This is a genomic window from Herbiconiux sp. 320_LB (genome assembly GCF_059691755.1).
This window is the reverse complement of sequence record NZ_JCAWAD010000005.1, coordinates 69,351-87,565: the sequence shown is the minus strand read 5'-3', so window position 1 is coordinate 87,565 and position 18,215 is coordinate 69,351. Positions and strand designations below refer to the sequence as shown.

Annotated in this window: 23 protein-coding genes; 22 read left to right on the top strand and 1 reads right to left on the bottom strand. The window is 70.4% G+C overall.

Annotated elements, in window-relative coordinates; translation table 11 throughout:
* Nucleotides 1-27 precede the first annotated feature (27 nt).
* The 12 genes from AC59HU_RS13820 (at nt 28) to glmM (ending at nt 8,434) form a co-directional block, all read left to right on the top strand.
* The gene (locus AC59HU_RS13820) at nt 28-459 is read left to right on the top strand and encodes a PTS mannitol transporter subunit IIA (RefSeq protein ID WP_497224007.1); all 432 of its coding nucleotides are present in this window, start codon (nt 28-30) and stop codon (nt 457-459) included.
* Nucleotides 460-490: 31 nt separating this feature from the next.
* Nucleotides 491-1,642, top strand: coding sequence for a mannitol-1-phosphate 5-dehydrogenase (locus AC59HU_RS13815; protein WP_497224006.1), 1,152 nt, complete (start codon nt 491-493; stop codon nt 1,640-1,642).
* Nucleotides 1,643-1,766: 124 nt separating this feature from the next.
* The gene (infA, locus tag AC59HU_RS13810; RefSeq protein ID WP_022883252.1) at nt 1,767-1,988 is read left to right on the top strand and encodes a translation initiation factor IF-1; all 222 of its coding nucleotides are present in this window, start codon (nt 1,767-1,769) and stop codon (nt 1,986-1,988) included.
* Nucleotides 1,989-2,066: 78 nt separating this feature from the next.
* Nucleotides 2,067-2,183 (top strand): 50S ribosomal protein L36, encoded by a 117-nt coding sequence (rpmJ, locus tag AC59HU_RS13805; RefSeq protein WP_066041129.1) that lies wholly within the window; start codon nt 2,067-2,069, stop codon nt 2,181-2,183.
* Nucleotides 2,184-2,341: 158 nt separating this feature from the next.
* Nucleotides 2,342-2,719 carry a 30S ribosomal protein S13 gene (rpsM, locus tag AC59HU_RS13800; protein WP_066041126.1) on the top strand — a complete coding sequence of 126 codons (378 nt, stop codon included), beginning with the start codon at nt 2,342-2,344 and terminating at the stop codon, nt 2,717-2,719.
* Nucleotides 2,720-2,754: 35 nt separating this feature from the next.
* Complete coding sequence (rpsK, locus tag AC59HU_RS13795) at nt 2,755-3,153, top strand: 30S ribosomal protein S11 (protein WP_022896808.1); 399 nt, start codon at nt 2,755-2,757, stop codon at nt 3,151-3,153.
* A gap of 168 nt (nt 3,154-3,321) precedes the next feature.
* A complete protein-coding gene (locus tag AC59HU_RS13790; protein ID WP_066041125.1) occupies nt 3,322-4,314 on the top strand; it encodes a DNA-directed RNA polymerase subunit alpha in 993 nt (330 codons plus the stop codon).
* Nucleotides 4,315-4,375: 61 nt separating this feature from the next.
* On the top strand, nt 4,376-4,942 hold the full coding sequence (rplQ, locus tag AC59HU_RS13785) for a 50S ribosomal protein L17 (protein WP_497224005.1): 567 nt from the start codon (nt 4,376-4,378) through the stop codon (nt 4,940-4,942).
* A 70-nt stretch (nt 4,943-5,012) separates the two neighbouring features.
* Entirely contained in the window at nt 5,013-5,894 is an 882-nt protein-coding gene (locus tag AC59HU_RS13780; RefSeq protein WP_497224004.1) for a tRNA pseudouridine synthase A, read from the top strand.
* A 166-nt stretch (nt 5,895-6,060) separates the two neighbouring features.
* Nucleotides 6,061-6,507 carry a 50S ribosomal protein L13 gene (rplM, locus tag AC59HU_RS13775; RefSeq protein WP_497224003.1) on the top strand — a complete coding sequence of 149 codons (447 nt, stop codon included), beginning with the start codon at nt 6,061-6,063 and terminating at the stop codon, nt 6,505-6,507.
* A gap of 50 nt (nt 6,508-6,557) precedes the next feature.
* Nucleotides 6,558-7,043 carry a 30S ribosomal protein S9 gene (gene rpsI, locus AC59HU_RS13770; protein ID WP_497224002.1) on the top strand — a complete coding sequence of 162 codons (486 nt, stop codon included), beginning with the start codon at nt 6,558-6,560 and terminating at the stop codon, nt 7,041-7,043.
* A gap of 26 nt (nt 7,044-7,069) precedes the next feature.
* Nucleotides 7,070-8,434, top strand: a complete 1,365-nt coding sequence (gene glmM, locus AC59HU_RS13765; protein ID WP_497224001.1) for a phosphoglucosamine mutase — start codon at nt 7,070-7,072, stop codon at nt 8,432-8,434.
* A gap of 32 nt (nt 8,435-8,466) precedes the next feature.
* On the opposite strand, the gene coaA is transcribed toward glmM, so the two are convergent.
* A complete protein-coding gene (gene coaA, locus AC59HU_RS13760) occupies nt 8,467-9,417 on the bottom strand; it encodes a type I pantothenate kinase (RefSeq protein ID WP_497224000.1) in 951 nt (316 codons plus the stop codon).
* Nucleotides 9,418-9,506: 89 nt separating this feature from the next.
* Between coaA and glmS the strand changes: the two genes are divergently transcribed.
* From glmS to AC59HU_RS13710, 10 genes are all read left to right on the top strand, one after another.
* The gene (gene glmS / locus AC59HU_RS13755; RefSeq protein ID WP_497223999.1) at nt 9,507-11,354 is read left to right on the top strand and encodes a glutamine--fructose-6-phosphate transaminase (isomerizing); all 1,848 of its coding nucleotides are present in this window, start codon (nt 9,507-9,509) and stop codon (nt 11,352-11,354) included.
* A 5-nt stretch (nt 11,355-11,359) separates the two neighbouring features.
* On the top strand, nt 11,360-11,719 hold the full coding sequence (locus tag AC59HU_RS13750; RefSeq protein ID WP_497223998.1) for a holo-ACP synthase: 360 nt from the start codon (nt 11,360-11,362) through the stop codon (nt 11,717-11,719).
* On the top strand, nt 11,716-12,873 hold the full coding sequence (alr, locus tag AC59HU_RS13745) for an alanine racemase (RefSeq protein WP_497223997.1): 1,158 nt from the start codon (nt 11,716-11,718) through the stop codon (nt 12,871-12,873). Before AC59HU_RS13750 ends, alr (AC59HU_RS13745) begins: the two co-directional genes overlap by 4 nt.
* Nucleotides 12,870-14,174: an alanine racemase gene (gene alr / locus AC59HU_RS13740; RefSeq protein WP_497223996.1), complete on the top strand. Its 1,305-nt coding sequence runs from the start codon at nt 12,870-12,872 to the stop codon at nt 14,172-14,174. Before alr (AC59HU_RS13745) ends, alr (AC59HU_RS13740) begins: the two co-directional genes overlap by 4 nt.
* Nucleotides 14,171-14,716, top strand: a complete 546-nt coding sequence (gene tsaE, locus AC59HU_RS13735) for a tRNA (adenosine(37)-N6)-threonylcarbamoyltransferase complex ATPase subunit type 1 TsaE (protein WP_497223995.1) — start codon at nt 14,171-14,173, stop codon at nt 14,714-14,716. The genes alr (AC59HU_RS13740) and tsaE overlap by 4 nt, the downstream gene beginning before the upstream one ends.
* Before the next feature lie 95 nt (nt 14,717-14,811).
* Nucleotides 14,812-15,426 carry a tRNA (adenosine(37)-N6)-threonylcarbamoyltransferase complex dimerization subunit type 1 TsaB gene (gene tsaB, locus AC59HU_RS13730; protein WP_497223994.1) on the top strand — a complete coding sequence of 205 codons (615 nt, stop codon included), beginning with the start codon at nt 14,812-14,814 and terminating at the stop codon, nt 15,424-15,426.
* Nucleotides 15,423-15,932 carry a ribosomal protein S18-alanine N-acetyltransferase gene (gene rimI, locus AC59HU_RS13725; protein ID WP_497223993.1) on the top strand — a complete coding sequence of 170 codons (510 nt, stop codon included), beginning with the start codon at nt 15,423-15,425 and terminating at the stop codon, nt 15,930-15,932. Before tsaB ends, rimI begins: the two co-directional genes overlap by 4 nt.
* Entirely contained in the window at nt 15,929-17,050 is a 1,122-nt protein-coding gene (gene tsaD / locus AC59HU_RS13720) for a tRNA (adenosine(37)-N6)-threonylcarbamoyltransferase complex transferase subunit TsaD (protein ID WP_497223992.1), read from the top strand. The genes rimI and tsaD overlap by 4 nt, the downstream gene beginning before the upstream one ends.
* 109 nt (nt 17,051-17,159) lie before the next feature.
* Nucleotides 17,160-17,438 carry a DUF4190 domain-containing protein gene (locus tag AC59HU_RS13715; protein WP_497223991.1) on the top strand — a complete coding sequence of 93 codons (279 nt, stop codon included), beginning with the start codon at nt 17,160-17,162 and terminating at the stop codon, nt 17,436-17,438.
* Between the two features lie 91 nt (nt 17,439-17,529).
* Nucleotides 17,530-18,204: a DUF4190 domain-containing protein gene (locus tag AC59HU_RS13710; protein ID WP_497223990.1), complete on the top strand. Its 675-nt coding sequence runs from the start codon at nt 17,530-17,532 to the stop codon at nt 18,202-18,204.
* Nucleotides 18,205-18,215 lie beyond the last annotated feature (11 nt).

The window sequence follows — 18,215 nt, the reverse complement described above, 5'->3', positions numbered from 1 at the left end:
GCGCGCAGCCACGAGGAGGAGGAGCCCATGGCCGTCATCGAAGCGTCGCAGATCAACCTGCATGGCACCGCACGCACCAAGGACGAGGCGATCGCCGAGGCGGCCGCCATCCTGGTCGCGGCCGGAGCGGTGGAGCCGGCGTACCTGGACTTCATGCGTCAGCGTGAAGAGACGGTGTCGACGTACATGGGCAACCTCCTCGCCATCCCGCACGGCACGAACGAGGGCAAGGACACGATCCTCGACTCCGCGCTCTCGTTCGTGCGGTACGACGAGCCCCTCGACTGGGGTGGCGAGGACGTGCGTTTCGTCGTCGGCATCGCGGGCAAGGACGGCGGGCACATGGAGATCCTCTCCGGCATCGCCATCGTGTTCAGCGACGAGGACGAGGTGGACAAGCTGCTCGCCGCCCAGACCCCGGACGAGGTCCTCGCCATCCTCGGCGACGTCAACAGCTGACGAGACCGGCAACCCGACCAAGGAGAACCCCATGAAAGCCGTGCACTTCGGAGCCGGGAACATCGGACGCGGTTTCGTGGGGCTCATCCTCCACGACGCCGGCTACGACCTCGTCTTCGCCGACGTGAACGCCGAGCTGATCGACGCCCTCGCGGCCGCGACGAGCTACGAGGTGCACGCGGTGGGGGAGGACTCGTCCACCCGCACGGTGACCGGCTTCCGGGCCCTGAACAGCGGCAACGACGAGGATGCGGTGGTCGCCGAGATCGCGACCGCCGACATCGTCACCACGGCGGTCGGCCCGAACATCCTGAAGTTCGTCGCCCCGGTGATCGCCCGGGGACTCGAGGCCCGCGACCCTGGCCTGCCGCCGCTGACCGTCATGGCCTGCGAGAACGCGATCAACGCGACGGATGCTCTGAAGGCCGAGATCGTCGGTCGCCTCACCGACGGCGAGACCTCCGCAGCCCTGGGCCGCGCGGTGTTCGCCAACACCGCGGTCGACCGGATCGTGCCGAACCAGGATCCCGGCCACGGCCTGGACGTGACGGTGGAGGACTTCTTCGAGTGGGCGATCGAGGAGAAGCCCTTCCGCGGCACGCCCCCGGTCATCCCCGCGGCGCACTTCGTCGACGATCTGGCGCCGTACATCGAGCGGAAGCTCTTCACGGTCAACACCGGCCACGCCACGGTGGCCTACCACGGCTGGGTCGAGGGGGCCACGACGCTGGCCGACGCCCTCGCGGTGCCCGAGGTCTTCGCCGAGGTGAAGGCCGTGCTGGAGGAGACGAAGGCGCTCCTGGTCGCCAAGCACGAGTTCGAGCCCTCGGTGCAGGAGGCGTACCTGGAGAAGAACCTCGTGCGCTTCGCGAACCCCTACCTCACGGACACCCCGGAGCGGGTCGGCCGCCAGCCGCTCCGCAAGCTCAGCCGGAACGAGCGGTTCATCGGCCCCGCGGCCGAACTGGCCGAGCGGGGCCTCCCCACGGCGGCGCTCCTGCGCGCGGTCCGGGCCGCCCTGCGGTTCGACGCCCCGAGCGACCCGCAGAGCGCCGAGCTCGCCGACCTGCTCTCGTCGAAGACGCCGGAGGAGTTCACGAGCGAGGTCTGCGGGATCGACCCCGGGCATCCGCTCTTCGACGACCTCGTCGCCACTATCCGATCCGTTGACGCCTTCCGTTGATTGGTCGTCGGCGTTTTGGAATGAGGCTTTCGTAGTGTAAGCTCGATCTTTGGTGTTTTCGGCCCATTTTCGTGGGTCGATCCTCCGCAAGACCAGCACAGACTACTTGAGTGACAGTGAGGCTATGGCCAAAAAAGACGGTGTTATCGAGATCGAGGGCGCGGTCGTCGAAGCCCTCCCGAACGCGATGTTCCGGGTGGAATTGACGAACGGCCACAAGGTGCTTGCCCACATCTCGGGCAAGATGCGCCAGCACTACATCCGCATCCTCCCCGAGGACCGCGTGATCGTGGAGTTGAGCCCCTACGACCTCACCCGTGGCCGGATCGTCTACCGATACAAGTAGTGCCGAATCCTTTCGGCAGCGCTGGAAAGTAACGGCCCGATCCCATCGGGTACGAGGACAGCGAAGAGAGAAAATCACATGAAGGTCAACCCCAGCGTCAAGCCCATCTGCGAGCATTGCCGCATCATCCGCCGCAACGGCCGCGTGATGAACATCTGCAAGAGCAACCCGCGTCACAAGCAGCGTCAGGGCTAGTCGCCGTCGGGATCAATTCCCGGCGCGGCCCCGGTCGCGATCATCACATGGCAGTGTCAGAAGCCGCCCGGCGAGAGCCGGGCGGTGGACACCTTCGGTAGGAGGCCGGAGCACATTCACTGTCACAGACCTCCACTCATCAACAGGAGATAGCCACAATGGCACGTCTAGCAGGAGTTGACATCCCCCGCGACAAGCGCGTGGAAGTTGCCCTCACGTACATCTACGGGGTCGGCCGCACTCGCGCGCTGAAGACCCTCGCCGACACGGAGATCAGCGGCGACATCCGCGTCAAGGATCTGTCCGACGATCAGCTGGTCGCCCTCCGCGATTACATCGAGGGCAACTACAAGGTGGAGGGTGACCTCCGCCGTGAGGTCGCCGCCGACATCCGCCGCAAGGTCGAGATCGGCAGCTACGAGGGTGTCCGTCACCGCAAGGGCCTCCCGGTCCGCGGTCAGCGCACCAAGACCAACGCGCGTACCCGCAAGGGCCCGAAGCGTACCGTCGCCGGCAAGAAGAAGGCCGGCCGCTAGAAGCGGGCGACTGACCAGGATTCCAGGAGAGAAATATGGCAACCCCCAAGTCGGCCGTTCGCAAGCCGCGCAAGAAAGAGAAGAAGAACGTCGCCGTGGGCCAGGCCCACATCAAGTCGACCTTCAACAACACGATCGTCTCGATCACCGACACCACCGGTGCGGTCATCAGCTGGGCCTCCTCGGGTGGCGTCGGCTTCAAGGGCTCGCGCAAGTCGACCCCGTTCGCCGCGCAGCTCGCTGCCGAGTCGGCCGCGCGCCAGGCTCAGGAGCACGGCATGAAGAAGGTCGACGTCTTCGTCAAGGGACCGGGCTCAGGCCGCGAGACCGCGATCCGCTCCCTCCAGGCCGCCGGCCTCGAGGTCGGTTCGATCAACGACGTGACCCCGCAGGCGCACAACGGGTGCCGTCCGCCCAAGCGTCGCCGCGTCTGAGCTAGTTGCGCCTCGAATCCCGTGGGCGTCCTGACGGACGCCCACGGGACTCGGCGTAAGTGCTGAAGGGCGGGCCCTGGGCCCGCCTGGAAGCTGCATCCTTTCTCACAACTCAATACCTCGTCACGTGAGTGTCATATAGCGGACACTCAGCCGAAAGGAATAACAGTGCTCATTGCACAGCGCCCCACTCTCACCGAGGAGAACATCTCGGAGTTCCGCTCGCGGTTCGTCATCGAGCCGCTGGAGCCCGGCTTCGGCTACACCCTCGGCAACTCCCTCCGTCGCACCCTGCTCTCGTCGATCCCCGGAGCCGCTGTCACGAGCATCCGCATCGACGGCGTGCTGCACGAGTTCAGCACCATCCCCGGTGTGAAGGAAGACGTCACCGAGATCATCCTCAACGTCAAGGGCCTCGTCGTCTCGAGCGAGCACGACGAGCCGATCACCGCCTACCTGCGCAAGCACGCGTCGGGCGAGGTCACCGCGGCCGACATCTCGGCTCCGGCCGGTGTCGAGATCCACAACCCCGAGCTCGTCATCGCCACCCTGAACGACAAGGCGAAGTTCGAGCTCGAGCTGATCATCGAGCGTGGCCGCGGCTACGTCTCGGCGACGCAGAACCGCAGCGAGTTCTCCGAGGCCGGTCAGATCCCGATCGACTCGATCTACTCGCCCGTGCTCAAGGTGACCTACCGCGTCGAGGCGACCCGTGCCGGTGAGCGCACCGACTTCGACCGCCTCGTGGTCGACGTCGAGACCAAGCCGGCGATCACGCCGCGCGACGCCATCGCCTCGGCCGGCCGCACGCTGACCGAGCTGTTCGGTCTCGCCCGCGAGCTGAACACCGCTGCCGAGGGCATCGAGATCGGCCCCGCGCCGGTCGACGCCGTGCTCTCCTCCGAGCTCTCGGTTCCGATCGAGGACCTCGACCTGTCGGTGCGTTCGTACAACTGCCTCAAGCGCGAGGGCATCAACACCGTCTCCGAGCTCGTCGCCCTGTCGGAGACGCAGCTCATGAACATCCGCAACTTCGGGCAGAAGTCGGTCGATGAGGTGAAGGACAAGCTCGTCGAGCTCGGCCTGTCGCTCAAGGACACCGTTCCCGGTTTCGACGGCGCTCACTTCTACGGCGGATACGACGAAGAGACCAACGTCTAGACCACGTTGCTTCGCCCCGTTCGACTTCACTGACACACCGACCCCCATCTGGAGATAAGAAATGCCCAAGCCGACCAAGGGACCCCGTCTCGGCGGAGGACCGGCGCACGAGCGCCTGCTGCTCGCGAACCTGGCTGCCGCCCTGTTCACCCACAAGAGCATCAAGACGACCGAGACCAAGGCCAAGCGGATGCGTCCGCTGACCGAGCGCCTCATCACCTTCGCCAAGCGCGGAGACCTGCACGCCCGTCGTCGCGTGCTCGGCGTGATCGGCGACAAGAGCGTCGTGCACGAGCTCTTCACCGAGATCGCCCCGCTGATGGCGGAGCGCGAGGGTGGCTACACCCGCATCACGAAGCTCGGCTTCCGCAAGGGCGACAACGCCCCCATGGTGCAGATCGAGCTCGTGCTCGAGCCCGTCGTGGCCAAGAAGAAGACCGCGAAGGCTGCTCCGGCCGCCGCCGCGGCCCCGGCCGCCGCCGAGCCCGAGGCCCCTGCTGCCGACGAGACCGCCGCAGACGAGACCGCTGTCGACGAGACCGCTGCCGACGAGACCGCTGTCGAGGAGCCCACCGAGACCGAGGCTCCCGCCGCGGCCGACGAGGCTCCCGCGGAGGAGACCAAGTAGCACCCGCTTCACGAGGGGGCCCTGCATCCGAAAGGATGAGGGGCCCTTCTTCGTTAAGGTGGAGGACGTGATGCACGACGAGACCGGGATGAGGCGCCTGCGGCTCGACATCGCCTACGACGGCACCGACTTCTCCGGCTGGGCCAAGCAGCCGGGCTCGCGCACCGTGCAGGGCGTGCTCGAGGAGACGATGGGGATCATCCTCCGCCGCTATCCGCCCCAGCCCGTGCTCTACGTGGCCGGGCGGACGGATGCAGGGGTGCACGCCACCGGACAGGTCGCCCACGTCGACCTCACCGAGGCCCAGCTGCGGAGCCTCCGCCGGCGCGGAGCACCCGCCTCGATCAGCGAGGCGGAGCTCGCCCGACTCCTCGGGCAGCGGATCAACGGCGTGCTCGGCGCCGACTCCGACGTGGTCGTCACCGACTCCTCCCTCGCACCCGCCGGCTTCGACGCGCGGTTCTCGGCGAGCTGGCGGCGCTACCGCTACCGCGTGGCCGACGCGGCCGCCGCGCACGACCCGCTCGAGCGCCGCCGAACCGTGCGGCATCCGACCGTGCTCGACGTCGACGCGATGGACACCGCCGCCCGGGCGCTGCTCGGCCTGCACGACTACGCCACTTTCTGCAAGCCGCGGCCGAACTCCACCACGATCCGCACCCTCCGCTCCTTCGCCTGGCGGCGCCAGGGCGACGGCGTGCTCATCGCCTCGCTGGAGGCCGACGCGTTCTGCCACAGCATGGTGCGGTCGCTCGTGGGCGCCACGGTCGCGGTGGGAGACGGGACGCTCAGCGGCGACGACATCCTGAGGCTGCGCGACGAGCGGATGCGGACGGGGGCGTTCCTGGTGATGCCCGCGAAGGGGCTCGTGCTGACCGAGGTGGGGTACCCCGCCGACGGCGAGCTCGCAGGGCGCGCCGACCTGACGCGGGCGCGTCGCGAGCTCATTTGACCGCACCGGTGGTATCGCGTACTCTTGACCCTTGGTGTACGCGCCCCGTTGCGTGTCGCCCGAAGTTGAGCCCTCCATCGGCTGCCTTCGACCTCTGTCTGACGTCGAAGACCCACCGGAGTGGGATTCACGAACTCCTCACCTCGAACAAGAAAGCAGCACTACTGTGACGCGCACTTACTCCCCGAAGGCCAGCGAAGTCCAGCGCGGCTGGGTCATCATCGACGCCACGGACATCGTCCTGGGCCGTCTGGCCAGCCACGCCGCCGCCATCCTCCGCGGCAAGAACAAGGCCACCTTCACCCCGCACATGGACATGGGCGACTTCGTGATCATCGTGAACGCCGACAAGGTCGCGCTCACCGGTGCCAAGCTCGCGCAGAAGAAGGCCTACCGCCACTCCGGTTACCCGGGCGGCCTCAGCGCCGTGACCTACTCGGAGCTGCTCGAGAAGAACCCCGAGCGCGCCGTCGAGAAGGCCATCCGTGGCATGCTCCCCAAGACCTCCCTCGGTCGCGACCAGTTCCGCAAGCTGAAGGTCTACGCGGGCGCCGAGCACCCGCACGCTGCTCAGCAGCCCACCCCGTACATCCTCGACCAGGTCGCCCAGTAGTAGCGTCCCGCGTTCGTACAGCAGACTCAGACAAAGGACTAAACAGTACCGTGGCGAAGATCGCAGACCAGATTGACGTGGCTCCCGAGAGCTACTCCACCGAAACCCCGGCCGACGAGGCGCCCCGCGCGCCCCGCGCGGTCCTGAACGTCTCCGGCGCTGCCGTGGGCCGTCGCAAGCAGGCCATCGCCCGCGTGCGCCTGGTCCCGGGTGCCGGAACCCTCACGGTCAACGGCCGCGAGTTCGAGCACTACTTCCCGAACAAGCTGCACCAGCAGCTGATCACCGACCCCTTCAAGGTGCTCGACCTGATCGGCTCCTACGACGTGGTCGCGAAGATCACCGGCGGTGGCCCCTCGGGTCAGGCCGGCGCCCTCCGTCTCGCCATCGCTCGTGCGCTGAACGAGATCGACCGCGAGAACAACCGTGCCCAGCTCAAGAAGGCCGGCTTCCTCACTCGTGACGCCCGCGTCATCGAGCGCAAGAAGGCTGGTCTCAAGAAGGCCCGTAAGGCGTCGCAGTTCTCGAAGCGCTGATCGCGCTTCGGCTCTACGCTTAGCGTATGGCTCGCCTTTTCGGCACCGATGGGGTGCGTGGGCTCGCGAACCAGGACGTCACCGCCGACCTCGCTCTTCGGATCGCGCAGGCCGGGGCGCGCGTGCTGGGTCACGCGGCCCGAGAAGCCGGTCGACGACCGGTCGCCGTGGTCGCTCGCGACCCCCGGCAGTCCGGTGACTTCATCGCGGCTGCCGTCTCGGCCGGTTTCGCCAGCTCCGGCGTCGATGTCCTGGACGCCGGAGTGCTGCCGACCCCGGCCGCTGCATTCCTCATCGCCGACATCGGCGCCGACTTCGGCGTCGTCATCTCGGCCTCGCACAACCCGGCTCCGGACAACGGGATCAAGTTCTTCGCGGCCGAGGGCAAGAAGCTGCCCGACGAGGTCGAGATCCAGATCGAGGCCGCTCTCGAGCATCCGCAGCTCACGCCGCTCGGCGGCGACATCGGCCGCATCAAGCGGTTCGCGGATGCGGAGGACCGCTACGTCGTCCACCTGCTGACGACCCTCCCGCACCGGCTCGACGGCATCCACGTGGTGCTCGACTGCGCCCACGGCGCGGCGGCCGGGGTCTCACCGGAGGCGTTCAGCCAGGCCGGCGCGCGGATCACGGTGATCGGCAACGACCCCACCGGGATGAACATCAACGACGGCGTGGGGTCGACCCACCTCGACCTGCTGGCCGAGGCGGTCGTCGCAGCCGGTGCCGACGTCGGCATCGCCCACGACGGCGACGCCGACCGCTGCCTGGCCGTCGACGCCGCGGGCAACATCATCGACGGCGACCAGATCATGGCCATCCTGGCGATCGCGCAGGCCTCGCGCGGGCTGCTTCGGGAGAACACTCTCGTCGCCACCGTGATGTCGAACCTCGGGCTCAAGGTCGCGATGGCGCAGAACGGCATCTCGATGCTCGAGACCCGGGTGGGCGACCGCTACGTGCTCGAGGCGATCAACGAGAAGAAGCTCAGCCTCGGCGGCGAGCAGTCGGGCCACATCATCTTCGCCGACCACGCCACCACCGGCGATGGCATCCTCACCGGCCTGCAGCTGCTGAGCCAGATGGCGGCGACCGGCAAGAGCCTCGCCGAGCTGGCCTCGGTGATGAAGGTCTACCCGCAGACGCTCGTCAACGTGCGCGGGGTCGACCGCGACGGCGTCTCGACCGACCGGGTGCTCGCGGAGGCCGTGGCCGAGGCCGAGGCCGACCTGGGGGAGACGGGCCGCGTGCTGCTGCGCCCCTCGGGCACGGAGCCGCTCGTGCGCGTGATGGTGGAGGCCGGAGACCAGGCCACCGCCGACCGCATCGCCGAGTCCCTCGCCGACGTCGTGCGCCAGCGCCTCTCGACGGGCGTCGAGCGGAAGGTGTGATCTGCCGCGCCGCCCTGCGGCGCGGAAAGAATTCACAACTTGCGCAGGAGCACCTTGTTGATGGTGTGGTCTGCATCCTTGCGCAGCACCAGGGTCGCGCGGGAGCGGGTCGGGAGCACGTTGTCGCGGAGGTTGGGGAGGTTGATCGACTCCCAGATCCGCCGGGCGGTCGCCCGCGCCTCGGCCTCGGACAGGCTCGAGTAGCGGTGGAAGTACGACTTCGGGTTCGAGAAGGCCCCGCGCTGCAGGTCGAGGAAGCGGCTCTCGTACCAGGTGGCGATGTCCGAGGTGCGGGCGTCGACGTAGACCGAGAAGTCGAACAGGTCGCTCACCGCGAGCCGGTTGGCGGGCGGCGGCTGCAGCACGTTCAGACCCTCGACGATGAGGATGTCGGGCTGCCGCACCACGATCTGCGCCTCGGGCACGATGTCGTAGCTGAGGTGGGAGTAGAACGGTGCCCGCACCTCGGGGACGCCGCTCTTGATCGCGCTGACGAAGCGGAGCAGCGCCCGACGGTCGTACGACTCCGGGAAGCCCTTGCGCTGCATCAGCCCGCGACGCTCGAGCTCGGCGTTGGGCAGCAGGAACCCGTCGGTCGTGATCAGCTCGACCCGGGGGGTGTTCGACCAGCGCGCCAGCAGTTCCCGCAGGAGCCGTGCCGTGGTCGACTTGCCGACCGCGACCGATCCGGCCACGCCGATGATGAACGGGGTGCTCGTGGAGTCCTCGCCGAGGTAGTCGGCTGTCGAGCGGTGCAGCTGCTTCGCGCTGGCGACGTAGAGGTTGATCAGCCGGGCCAGCGGCAGGTAGACCTCGGTGACCTCGCGCAGGTCGAGCGGGTTGCCGAGGCCGCGCAACTGCACGATCTCGGTCTCGAGCAGGGGCAGCGGGGTCGAGGGGGCCAGTGCCGCCCAGTGCGCCCGGTCGAACTCCATGAAGGGGCTGAACTGCGCGAATCCTGTGGTCGCTGAGGAATCGGGCATAGGAGTCCATTGTGCCCGAGATCCGGGGCGCTCCGGCGCGCTCACCGCTGTCAGCCTCGGCCCCGGAACGCTCGGCTAAACTCGAAACCATGTGTGGAATCGTGGGTTACGTCGGCAACAACAGCAGTCTCGAGGTGCTCCTCGGCGGCTTGCGCCGGCTGGAGTACCGCGGTTACGACTCCGCCGGTGTCGCCGTGATCGGGGAAGACGGCTCGCTCTCGACCCGGAAGCGCGCGGGCAAGCTCGCGGTGCTGGCCGACGACCTGGAGGCGCGGCCGATGGCCGACGGCCGCACCGGGATCGGGCACACCCGCTGGGCGACGCACGGCGGACCGACCGACGGCAACGCGCATCCGCACCTCTCGGCCGACGGCCGGATCGCCCTCATCCACAACGGCATCATCGAGAACTTCGCCGTGCTCAAGCAGGAGCTGCTCGACGACGGCTACACCTTCGAGAGCGAGACCGACACCGAGGTCGCGGCCAAGCTGCTCGGCCGCGAGTACGCCGCCGGCGACGGGCTGCCGAACGCGCTCGGCCGGGTCGTCTCGCGCCTGGAGGGCGCCTTCACGCTGCTGGCCCTGCACCAGGACGAGCCGGGCGTCGTCGTCGGCGCCCGCCGCAACTCGCCGCTCGTCATCGGGCTCGGCGAGGGCGAGAACTTCCTCGGCTCGGACGTCGCGGCCTTCGTCGAGCACACCCACCGTGCCGTGGCCATCGGACAGGACCAGATCGTCGTCATCACGCCCGACACGGTGACCGTGACCGACTTCGACGGCGCGCCCGTCGAGGTGCACGAGTTCGAGGTGTCGTGGGATGCGTCGGCCGCCGAGAAGGGCGGCTGGTCGAGCTTCATGGCCAAGGAGATCAGCGAGGAGCCCGAGGCCGTCGCGAACACGATCCTCGGCCGGGTCGAGGGCGAGAAGGTCGTGCTCCCCGAGCTCGCGGACCTCGACGACGTGCTGGCCGGCATCGACCGCATCATCGTGATCGCCTGCGGCACCGCCAGCTACTCCGGCATGCTCGGCCAGTACGCGATCGAGAAGTGGGCCCGCGTGCCCGTCTCGGTCGAGCTCTCGCACGAGTTCCGCTACCGCGAGCCCGTGCTCACCCCATCGACGCTCGTGGTGTCGATCAGCCAGTCGGGCGAGACCATGGACACCCTGATGGCCGTGAAGTACGCCATCGCGAACGGCGCCCGCACCCTGTCGATCTGCAACACCCAGGGCGCGACGATCGCGCGAGAGTCGGACGCGGTCATCTACACGCACGCCGGCCCCGAGGTCGCCGTCGCGTCGACCAAGGCCTTCGTCGCGCAGATCACCGCGCTGTACCTCTTCGGCCTGCACCTCGCGCGAGTGCGCGGCACGCTCGACCCGGCCGTCGCCGCCGAGCAGCTGGCCGAGCTGCAGGCGGTCCCGGCCAAGATCGAGCGCGTGCTGACCAGCGCCCCTGAGATCACCCAGCTCGCCAAGTGGATGTCGGACTCGCGGGCCGTGCTCTTCCTCGGCCGTCACGTCGGTTACCCGATCGCGCTCGAAGGCGCACTGAAGCTCAAGGAGCTCGCGTACATCCACGCCGAGGGCTTCGCCGCAGGCGAGCTCAAGCACGGGCCGATCGCGCTGATCGAGCCCGGCCAGCCGGTCTTCGTCGTCGTGCCCAGCCCGCGCGACCCCAACTCGCTGCACGCGAAGGTCGTCTCGAACATCCAGGAGATCCGGGCCCGCGGTGCGCGGATCCTGGCGATCGCCGAGGAGGGCGACGTCGCGGTGCTGCCCTTTGCCGACGAGGTCATCCGCATCCCGCTCGCGGCGCCGCTGATGGAGCCGCTGCTCACCGTCATCCCGTTGCAGCTGTTCGCGATGGAGCTCGCGACGGCGAAGGGGCTCGACGTGGACCAGCCCCGCAACCTCGCCAAGTCCGTCACGGTCGAGTAGGCCCGGTGATCGTCGGAGTGGGGGTCGACCTCGTCGACGTGGCGCGGTTCGAGCGGTCGCTCGAGCGCACGCCGCGGCTGGTCGAGCGTCTGTTCGCTCCTGGCGAACGCGGTCTGCCGGTGCGGTCGCTCGCGGCCCGGTTCGCGGCCAAGGAGGCGCTGATCAAGGCGGTTGGGCACTCCTCCGAGTTCCGGTGGCACGACATGGAGGTGGTCTCGGATGCCGAGCGCAACCCCGGGTTCGCGCTGACCGGCGGGGTCGCCGCGGCGCTCGCCGAGCTCGGCGCCGACCGGGTGCACCTGAGCATGACGCACGACGGCGGGCACGCGCTCGCCTTCGTCGTGGCCGAGCGGGACGCCGGATGAACGGGGCCGACGACCAGGGTGCGGTGACCGGCGCCCCGCCCATGCTCCGCCGCGCGCATATCGATCTGGGCGCGATCAGCGCCAACGTCGAGCACGTGGTGCGCAGCGTCGCCCCGGCGGCGGTGATGGCGGTCGTGAAGGCCGACGGGTACGGGCACGGCGCCGTGCCGGCCGCTCGTGCGGCTCTCGACGGCGGCGCGGCTGCTCTCGGTGTGGCCGACGTCACCGAGGCGCTCGCGCTGCGCTCGGCCGGCATCCACGCCCCCCTGCTCGCCTGGCTGCACGGCGCCGATCCGGTCTTCGACACCGCGGTCGCCCACGACATCACCCTCGGCCTCTCGACCCGCGCCCAGCTGGCGAGCGCCGTCGCGGCCGGCACCCCGGCCCGACCCGCGCGGGTGCACCTCAAGATCGACACCGGGCTCGGCCGCAACGGCCTCGAGCGCCGCGACTGGGAGCCCGCGTTCGCCGAGGCCCGGCGCGCGGTCGACGCGGGCCGCATCCTGGTCGAGGGGCTCTTCAGCCATCTCTCGAACGCGAGCGACGACGACGACCGGGCGCAGTTCGCGACCTTCGAGGAGGCGACGGCGGCGGCGCGCGCGGCCGGTCTGGAGCCCACCGTCCGGCACCTCGCCTCGACGGCCGGGGCGCTCCGGCTGCCGGAGCTGCGGCTCGACATGGTGCGGCTCGGCATCGGGCAGTACGGACTCTCGCCCTACGACGGCGTGCCCGCGGCCGAGCTCGGGCTGCGGCCCGCCCTGCGGCTGGAGACGAGGCTCATCTCGGTCAAGCGGGTGGCGGCCGGCACCGGCGTCTCCTACGGCTACACCTACCGGCCCGAGGAGGACACCTGGCTCGGGCTGGTCCCGCTCGGCTACGCCGACGGCATCCCGCGCCACGTCTCGAACCGCGGCAGCGTCTGGGTCGACGGCCCGAGCGGCGGCCGCGTGCGCCCGATCGTCGGGCGGGTCGCCATGGACCAGTTCGTCGTCGACCTGGGGCGTGAGCGCGCCGAGGTCGGCGACCGAGTCGTGCTGTTCGGCGACCCCGCCGAGGGGTACCCGAGCGCCGACGACTGGGCCGAGGCCGCCTCGACCATCAACTACGAGATCGTGACCCGCCTCGGCGGCCGGGTGGAGCGGGTGTACGGATGAGCGACGAGCAGAGCCCGGAACCGGCGGGGGCCGCCCCCGAGCGGCAGGCCGTGATCGACCTGGAGGCGTTCCGACACAACGTGCGCACGCTCGCGGCACTGGCCCGACCGTCCGAGACCATGCTCGCCGTCAAGGCCGACGCCTACGGGCACGGGATGATCCCGCTCGCGCGGGCCGCCCTGGAGGCGGGGGCCTCCTCGCTCGCCGTGCTCGACATCCCGGCGGCCCTGACCCTGCGGGAGGCCGGCATCACGACCCCGATCTTCGCCTGGATGCACGACCCCGACGCCCGCTTCGGCGAGGCGGCGGAGGCCGACATCGACCTCGGCATCTCGGCCGTCTGGCAGCTGGACGCGATCGCCGCGGCCGGGGCGTCGAACGCTCCGCGCGTGCACCTCAAGGTCGACACCGGCCTGAGCCGGAACGGCGCCACGGAAGCCGACTGGCCCGACCTGGTGCGCTCGGCCCTCGAGCACGATCGGGCGGGCGCGGTGCGGCTGCACGCCGCCTGGTCGCACCTGGCCGACGCCTCGCCGGAGGACGACCGGGTCGCCCTCGGCAAGCTGCAGCGCGCGGTCGCGGTGGCCGAGGAGCTCGGCGCCCGGTTCGAGCTGCTGCACCTCGCGGCGAGCTCGGCCGGCATCCGGATGCCCGAGGCCCGACTGGGCCTGGTGAGGTTCGGGATCGCGGCCTACGGGATCTCGCCCTTCGACGACGCCACGGCCCGCGACCTGGGGCTCCGGCCGGTCATGACCCTGCAGGCGCCGGTGGTCTCGGTGAAGCGGGTGCCCGCGGGGCACGGCGTCTCCTACGGCCTGACCTACCGCACCGAGGCCGAGAGCACGCTCGCGCTCGTGCCGCTGGGCTACGCCGACGGCATCCCGCGGATCGCGAGCGGCCGCGGCGAGGTCTGGCTGAACGGGCGCCGCCATCCGATCGCCGGCCGGGTCGCCATGGACCAGGTCGTCGTCGACGCCGGCGACGAGCCGGTCGAGGTCGGCGACCTGGCGATCGTCTTCGGCGAGGGCGAGCTGGGCGAGCCGACGGCGGAGGAGTGGGCCGGCTTCGCCGACACCATCGGCGACGAGATCGTGGCGCGGGTCGGACACCGGGTGGAGCGCGTCTACCTGGCCGAGCACGACCACCGCACGATCGTGGACGGGCCGGGCGGGTCGCTCGAGTCGCCGGCGTCGCTCGGGTCGGTCGGGGCCGAGGAGCGGGTGGCGTCGGCCGAGTCTCCGGCACCGGCGGCCGCGCTCGCACAGGAGGACCGGCTCGCGTCGGAGGGCCCGCTGGGATGACGCCGGAGATCCTCCGCATCCAGACGCCCGAGGAGATGCACGCCTTCGGGGAGGGGATCGCCGCGCAGCTCGGGGCGGGCGACGTGGTGCTGCTCTCCGGCGACCTCGGCGCGGGCAAGACCACCTTCACCCGCGGCCTCGGCGAGGGGCTCGGGATCAGGGGGCCGGTGACCAGCCCGACCTTCGTGCTCGCCCGCACACATCCCTCGCTCGTCGGCGGCCCCGCCCTCGTGCACGTGGACGCCTACCGGCTCGGCAGCGCGCTCGAGCTCGACGACCTCGACATCGACTTCGCCGGGTCGGTCGTCGTCGTCGAATGGGGGGCCGGGATGATCGAGGCCCTGACCGACTCGTACCTCTCGATCGAGATCGACCGGCCGCACGGCGCGGGCGAGGCCGTGGATGCGCCCGATGCGGTCGGCGCGCCGTCGGTCTCGGCGGGGGAGCCCGGGGAGGCCGAGGAGTCTGAGGAGCCCGACGAGTCCGAGCCGATCGAGCCTCGGACCGTGCGGATCACCGGGGTGGGGCCTCGCTGGTCGTGAGCGTGAGCGTAGGCGTCGGTGGCGCAGTGGATGCGGCCGACGCCGGGCGCACGGCTCGCGGCATCCGCCCCGCCCGTCGGCGTTAGGCTCGTTCTGTGCTCCTCGCCATCGACACCTCCGCCGGCACCTCGGTCGCCGTCGTCGAGGGCGACCTCGTGCTCGCCGAGCGCGCGACCGAGGACACGATGCGTCACGCCGAGGTCATCGGCGAGATGATCCTGGGGGCGCTGGCCGACGCCGGCGTCGCCCCGACCTCGCTCGACGCGGTCGTGACGGGCATGGGTCCCGGGCCGTTCACCGGCCTCCGGGTGGGCATCGCGGCGGCGCGGGCCTTCGCGCTCGGGATCGGCGCCCCGGTGGTGCCGGCCATGAGTCACGACGCGGTCGCCTTCGACGCGTGGTCGGCGGGCGACCGGGGCCTGCTCCTCGTCGTGACCGACGCCAGGCGTCGCGAGGTCTACTGGTCGACCTACCGGCTCGGCGACGACGGACCGGAGCGCACCGATGGCCCCGCCCTCTGCGCTCCCGGCGAGCTGCCGCCGCACGAGGACGGCCAGCGCATCGACGCGGTGCAGGTCTCCGCGGGCTCACTCGCCCGCGCCGAACGGCTGAACCGGGCGCGCGGGATCGTGGAGGAGTTCTCCGAGCCGCTCTACCTGCGCTCGCCCGACGTCACGATGCCCGGCGCGCGCAAGCGGGTCTCGCAGTGACCTGGCAGCTGCGCCGCGCCCAGGAGGGCGACCTCGACGCGATCATGGCGCTCGAGGAGGCCTCGTTCGAATCCGACGCGTGGTCGCGCGAGTCGATGCGGCGCGAGCTCGAGCATCCCGAGTGCTACTACCTCGTGGGGCTCGACGCCGAGCATCCGGATGCGGTGGAGGGCTACGCGGGACTGCTCTGCCCCCGCGGGGCCGGCGACGCCGACATCCAGACCATCGCCGTCTCGGAGCGCTCGCGCGGCCGCGGCCTGGGCCGGCAGCTGATGGGCCGGCTGCTCGAGGAGGCGGCGACCCGCGGCGCCCGCAAGGTCTTCCTCGAGGTGCGGGCCGACAACCCGGTCGCCCACGGCCTCTACCTCGACCTCGGCTTCGCGGACATCGCCGTGCGGCCCCGGTACTACCAGCCCGACGGTGTCGACGCGATCGTGATGCAGCTCGACGTCGCGCGCCGTGGTGCGGCCCTGGCCGGGCCGGCCGCCGAAGGAGCAGCCTCATGACCGCCGAATCCGTGACGGACGCCGGAGTCGCGACGAGCGCCGGGCCCCTGACGAACGCCGAACCCGTGGTGCTCGGGATCGAGACCTCCTGCGACGAGACCGGTGTCGGCATCGTGCGCGGCTCGACCCTGCTGGCGAACGTGATCGCCTCGTCGATGGACGAGCACGCCCGCTACGGCGGGGTCGTGCCCGAGGTGGCGGCCCGCGCCCACCTCGAAGCCATGAACCCGACCCTCGAGGCCGCGCTCGCGGAAGCCGGGCTCGGCCTCGACGAGATCGACGCGATCGCCGTCACCAGCGGCCCCGGGCTCTCCGGCGCCCTGATGGTGGGGGTGGGGGCGGCGAAGGCGCTCGCCGTCGCCACCGGAAAGCCGCTGTTTGCGGTGAACCACCTGGTGGGCCACGTCGGCGCCGACGTGCTCGACGACGACGCCCTGGAGTACCCGACCATCGCCCTGCTGGTCTCGGGCGGCCACACCTCGCTGCTGCTGGTGCGCGACCTCGTGGGCGACGTCGAGCTGCTCGGCGAGACGATCGACGACGCCGCGGGGGAGGCCTTCGACAAGGTCGCCCGGGTGCTGGGGCTGCCCTACCCCGGCGGCCCCCAGATCGACCGGGTGGCCAGAGACGGCGACCCGAAGGCGATCCATTTCCCGCGCGGGCTGATGCAGGCGAAGGATCTGGAGAAGCACCGGTACGACTTCTCGTTCTCGGGGCTCAAGACCGCGGTCGCGCGCTGGGTCGAGCGCACCTCGGACGCCGGAGAGGAGGTGCCGGTGGCCGACGTCGCGGCGAGCTTCCGCGAGGCGGTGGTCGACGTGCTGCTCACGAAGGCCTTCCGCGCCTGCGCGGACCACGGCATCCCCCGCCTGCTGCTGGGCGGCGGAGTCGTCGCGAACGCCCGCGTCCGCGAGGTCGCGGCGGAGCGGGCCGCGGCGGCCGGCGTGACCCTGCGCATCCCGCCGCTGTCGCTGTGCACCGACAACGGAGCGATGATCGCGGCTCTCGGCGCGCAGCTCATCCAGGCCGGGCACGAGCCCTCCGGCCTCGGCTTCGGGGCGGATTCGACGCTGCCGGTGACGGAGATCCAGGTCGACGAAGGCGGCCGGACCCCCTGACGCCCGCGTCACAGGGCGACCCGAAGTGCTCGGGATCATTGACACTTCCTCAACGCGACTGCCACGATAGTCGTCGTCATTGATCACCTAGGACAATTGGAGCCCTCCCGTGACCGAAACCACCCCCGCCTACACCGGAGCCCCGGTGGCCCGTAAGACGAACGTCCTCGCGATCGTCTCGCTCGTGCTGTCGATCCTGAGCTTCAACGTCATCGCGATCGTGCTCGGCATCATCGCGCTGAACCAGATCAAGAAGACAGGCGAAGCGGGCCGCGGCCTCGCGCTCGCCGGCATCATCATCGGTGCCGCCACGTTCGTGATCTGGCTGATCGTCATCATCGTGCTCGCCGCGACGGCGTCGACGATGAGCTACACCACGACCTACTGAGTCATCGGCGCAGGCGGCCCCGGTGCCTTCGGCCCGGGGCCGCCTGCGCCTACTCTGTTAACGAGCCAGTACCCCAGAGAAGGGCGTTCCCGTGAGCGACAACGACAACTCCACCCCTCCGGCCGAGGAGCCCACGGCGCCTCCCGCCCCGCCGGCGCCCCCGGCGCCCTCGTACACTCCGCCGCCCTCGGTGCCGCAGCCGGCCGCCCCGCCCGCGCCGCCGTCGGCTCCGCCGGCCGCGCCGAGCTTCCAGGCCCCGCCCACCGGCGGGTACCAGTCGCCGACTCCCCCGACGCCGCCCGCGCCCGGCGGCTACGGCCAGCAGCCCGGCAGCTACGCGCCCCAGGGCCAGCAGCCCGGCTACCAGAACACCGGTCAGCAGCCCGGCTACCAGAACTCCGGCCAGCAGCCGGGCTACCAGGCACCGTCGTACCAGCCCGGGTACCAGCCCACCCAGCCGCCCCAGCCGCAGGGTCAGCAGGCCTACTACGGCTACAACCAGGTGCCGGCCGCGCCCCCGACGAACACGCTCGCGATCGTCACGATCGTGCTCGCCTTCGTGTTCTCCGTGGCGGGCATCGTCACCGGGCACATCGCGCTCAAGCAGATCGACCGGACGGGCGAGGGGGGTCGTGGCCTGGCCAAGGCCGGCCTCATCCTGTCGTACGTGTTCACCGGCCTCGCCGTGCTGTTCGTGATCGGGTACATCATCTTCGTCGTCGTTCTCGTCGCCTCCGTGGGCGCGGGCACGACGTACTACAACTGACCCTGTCGGCG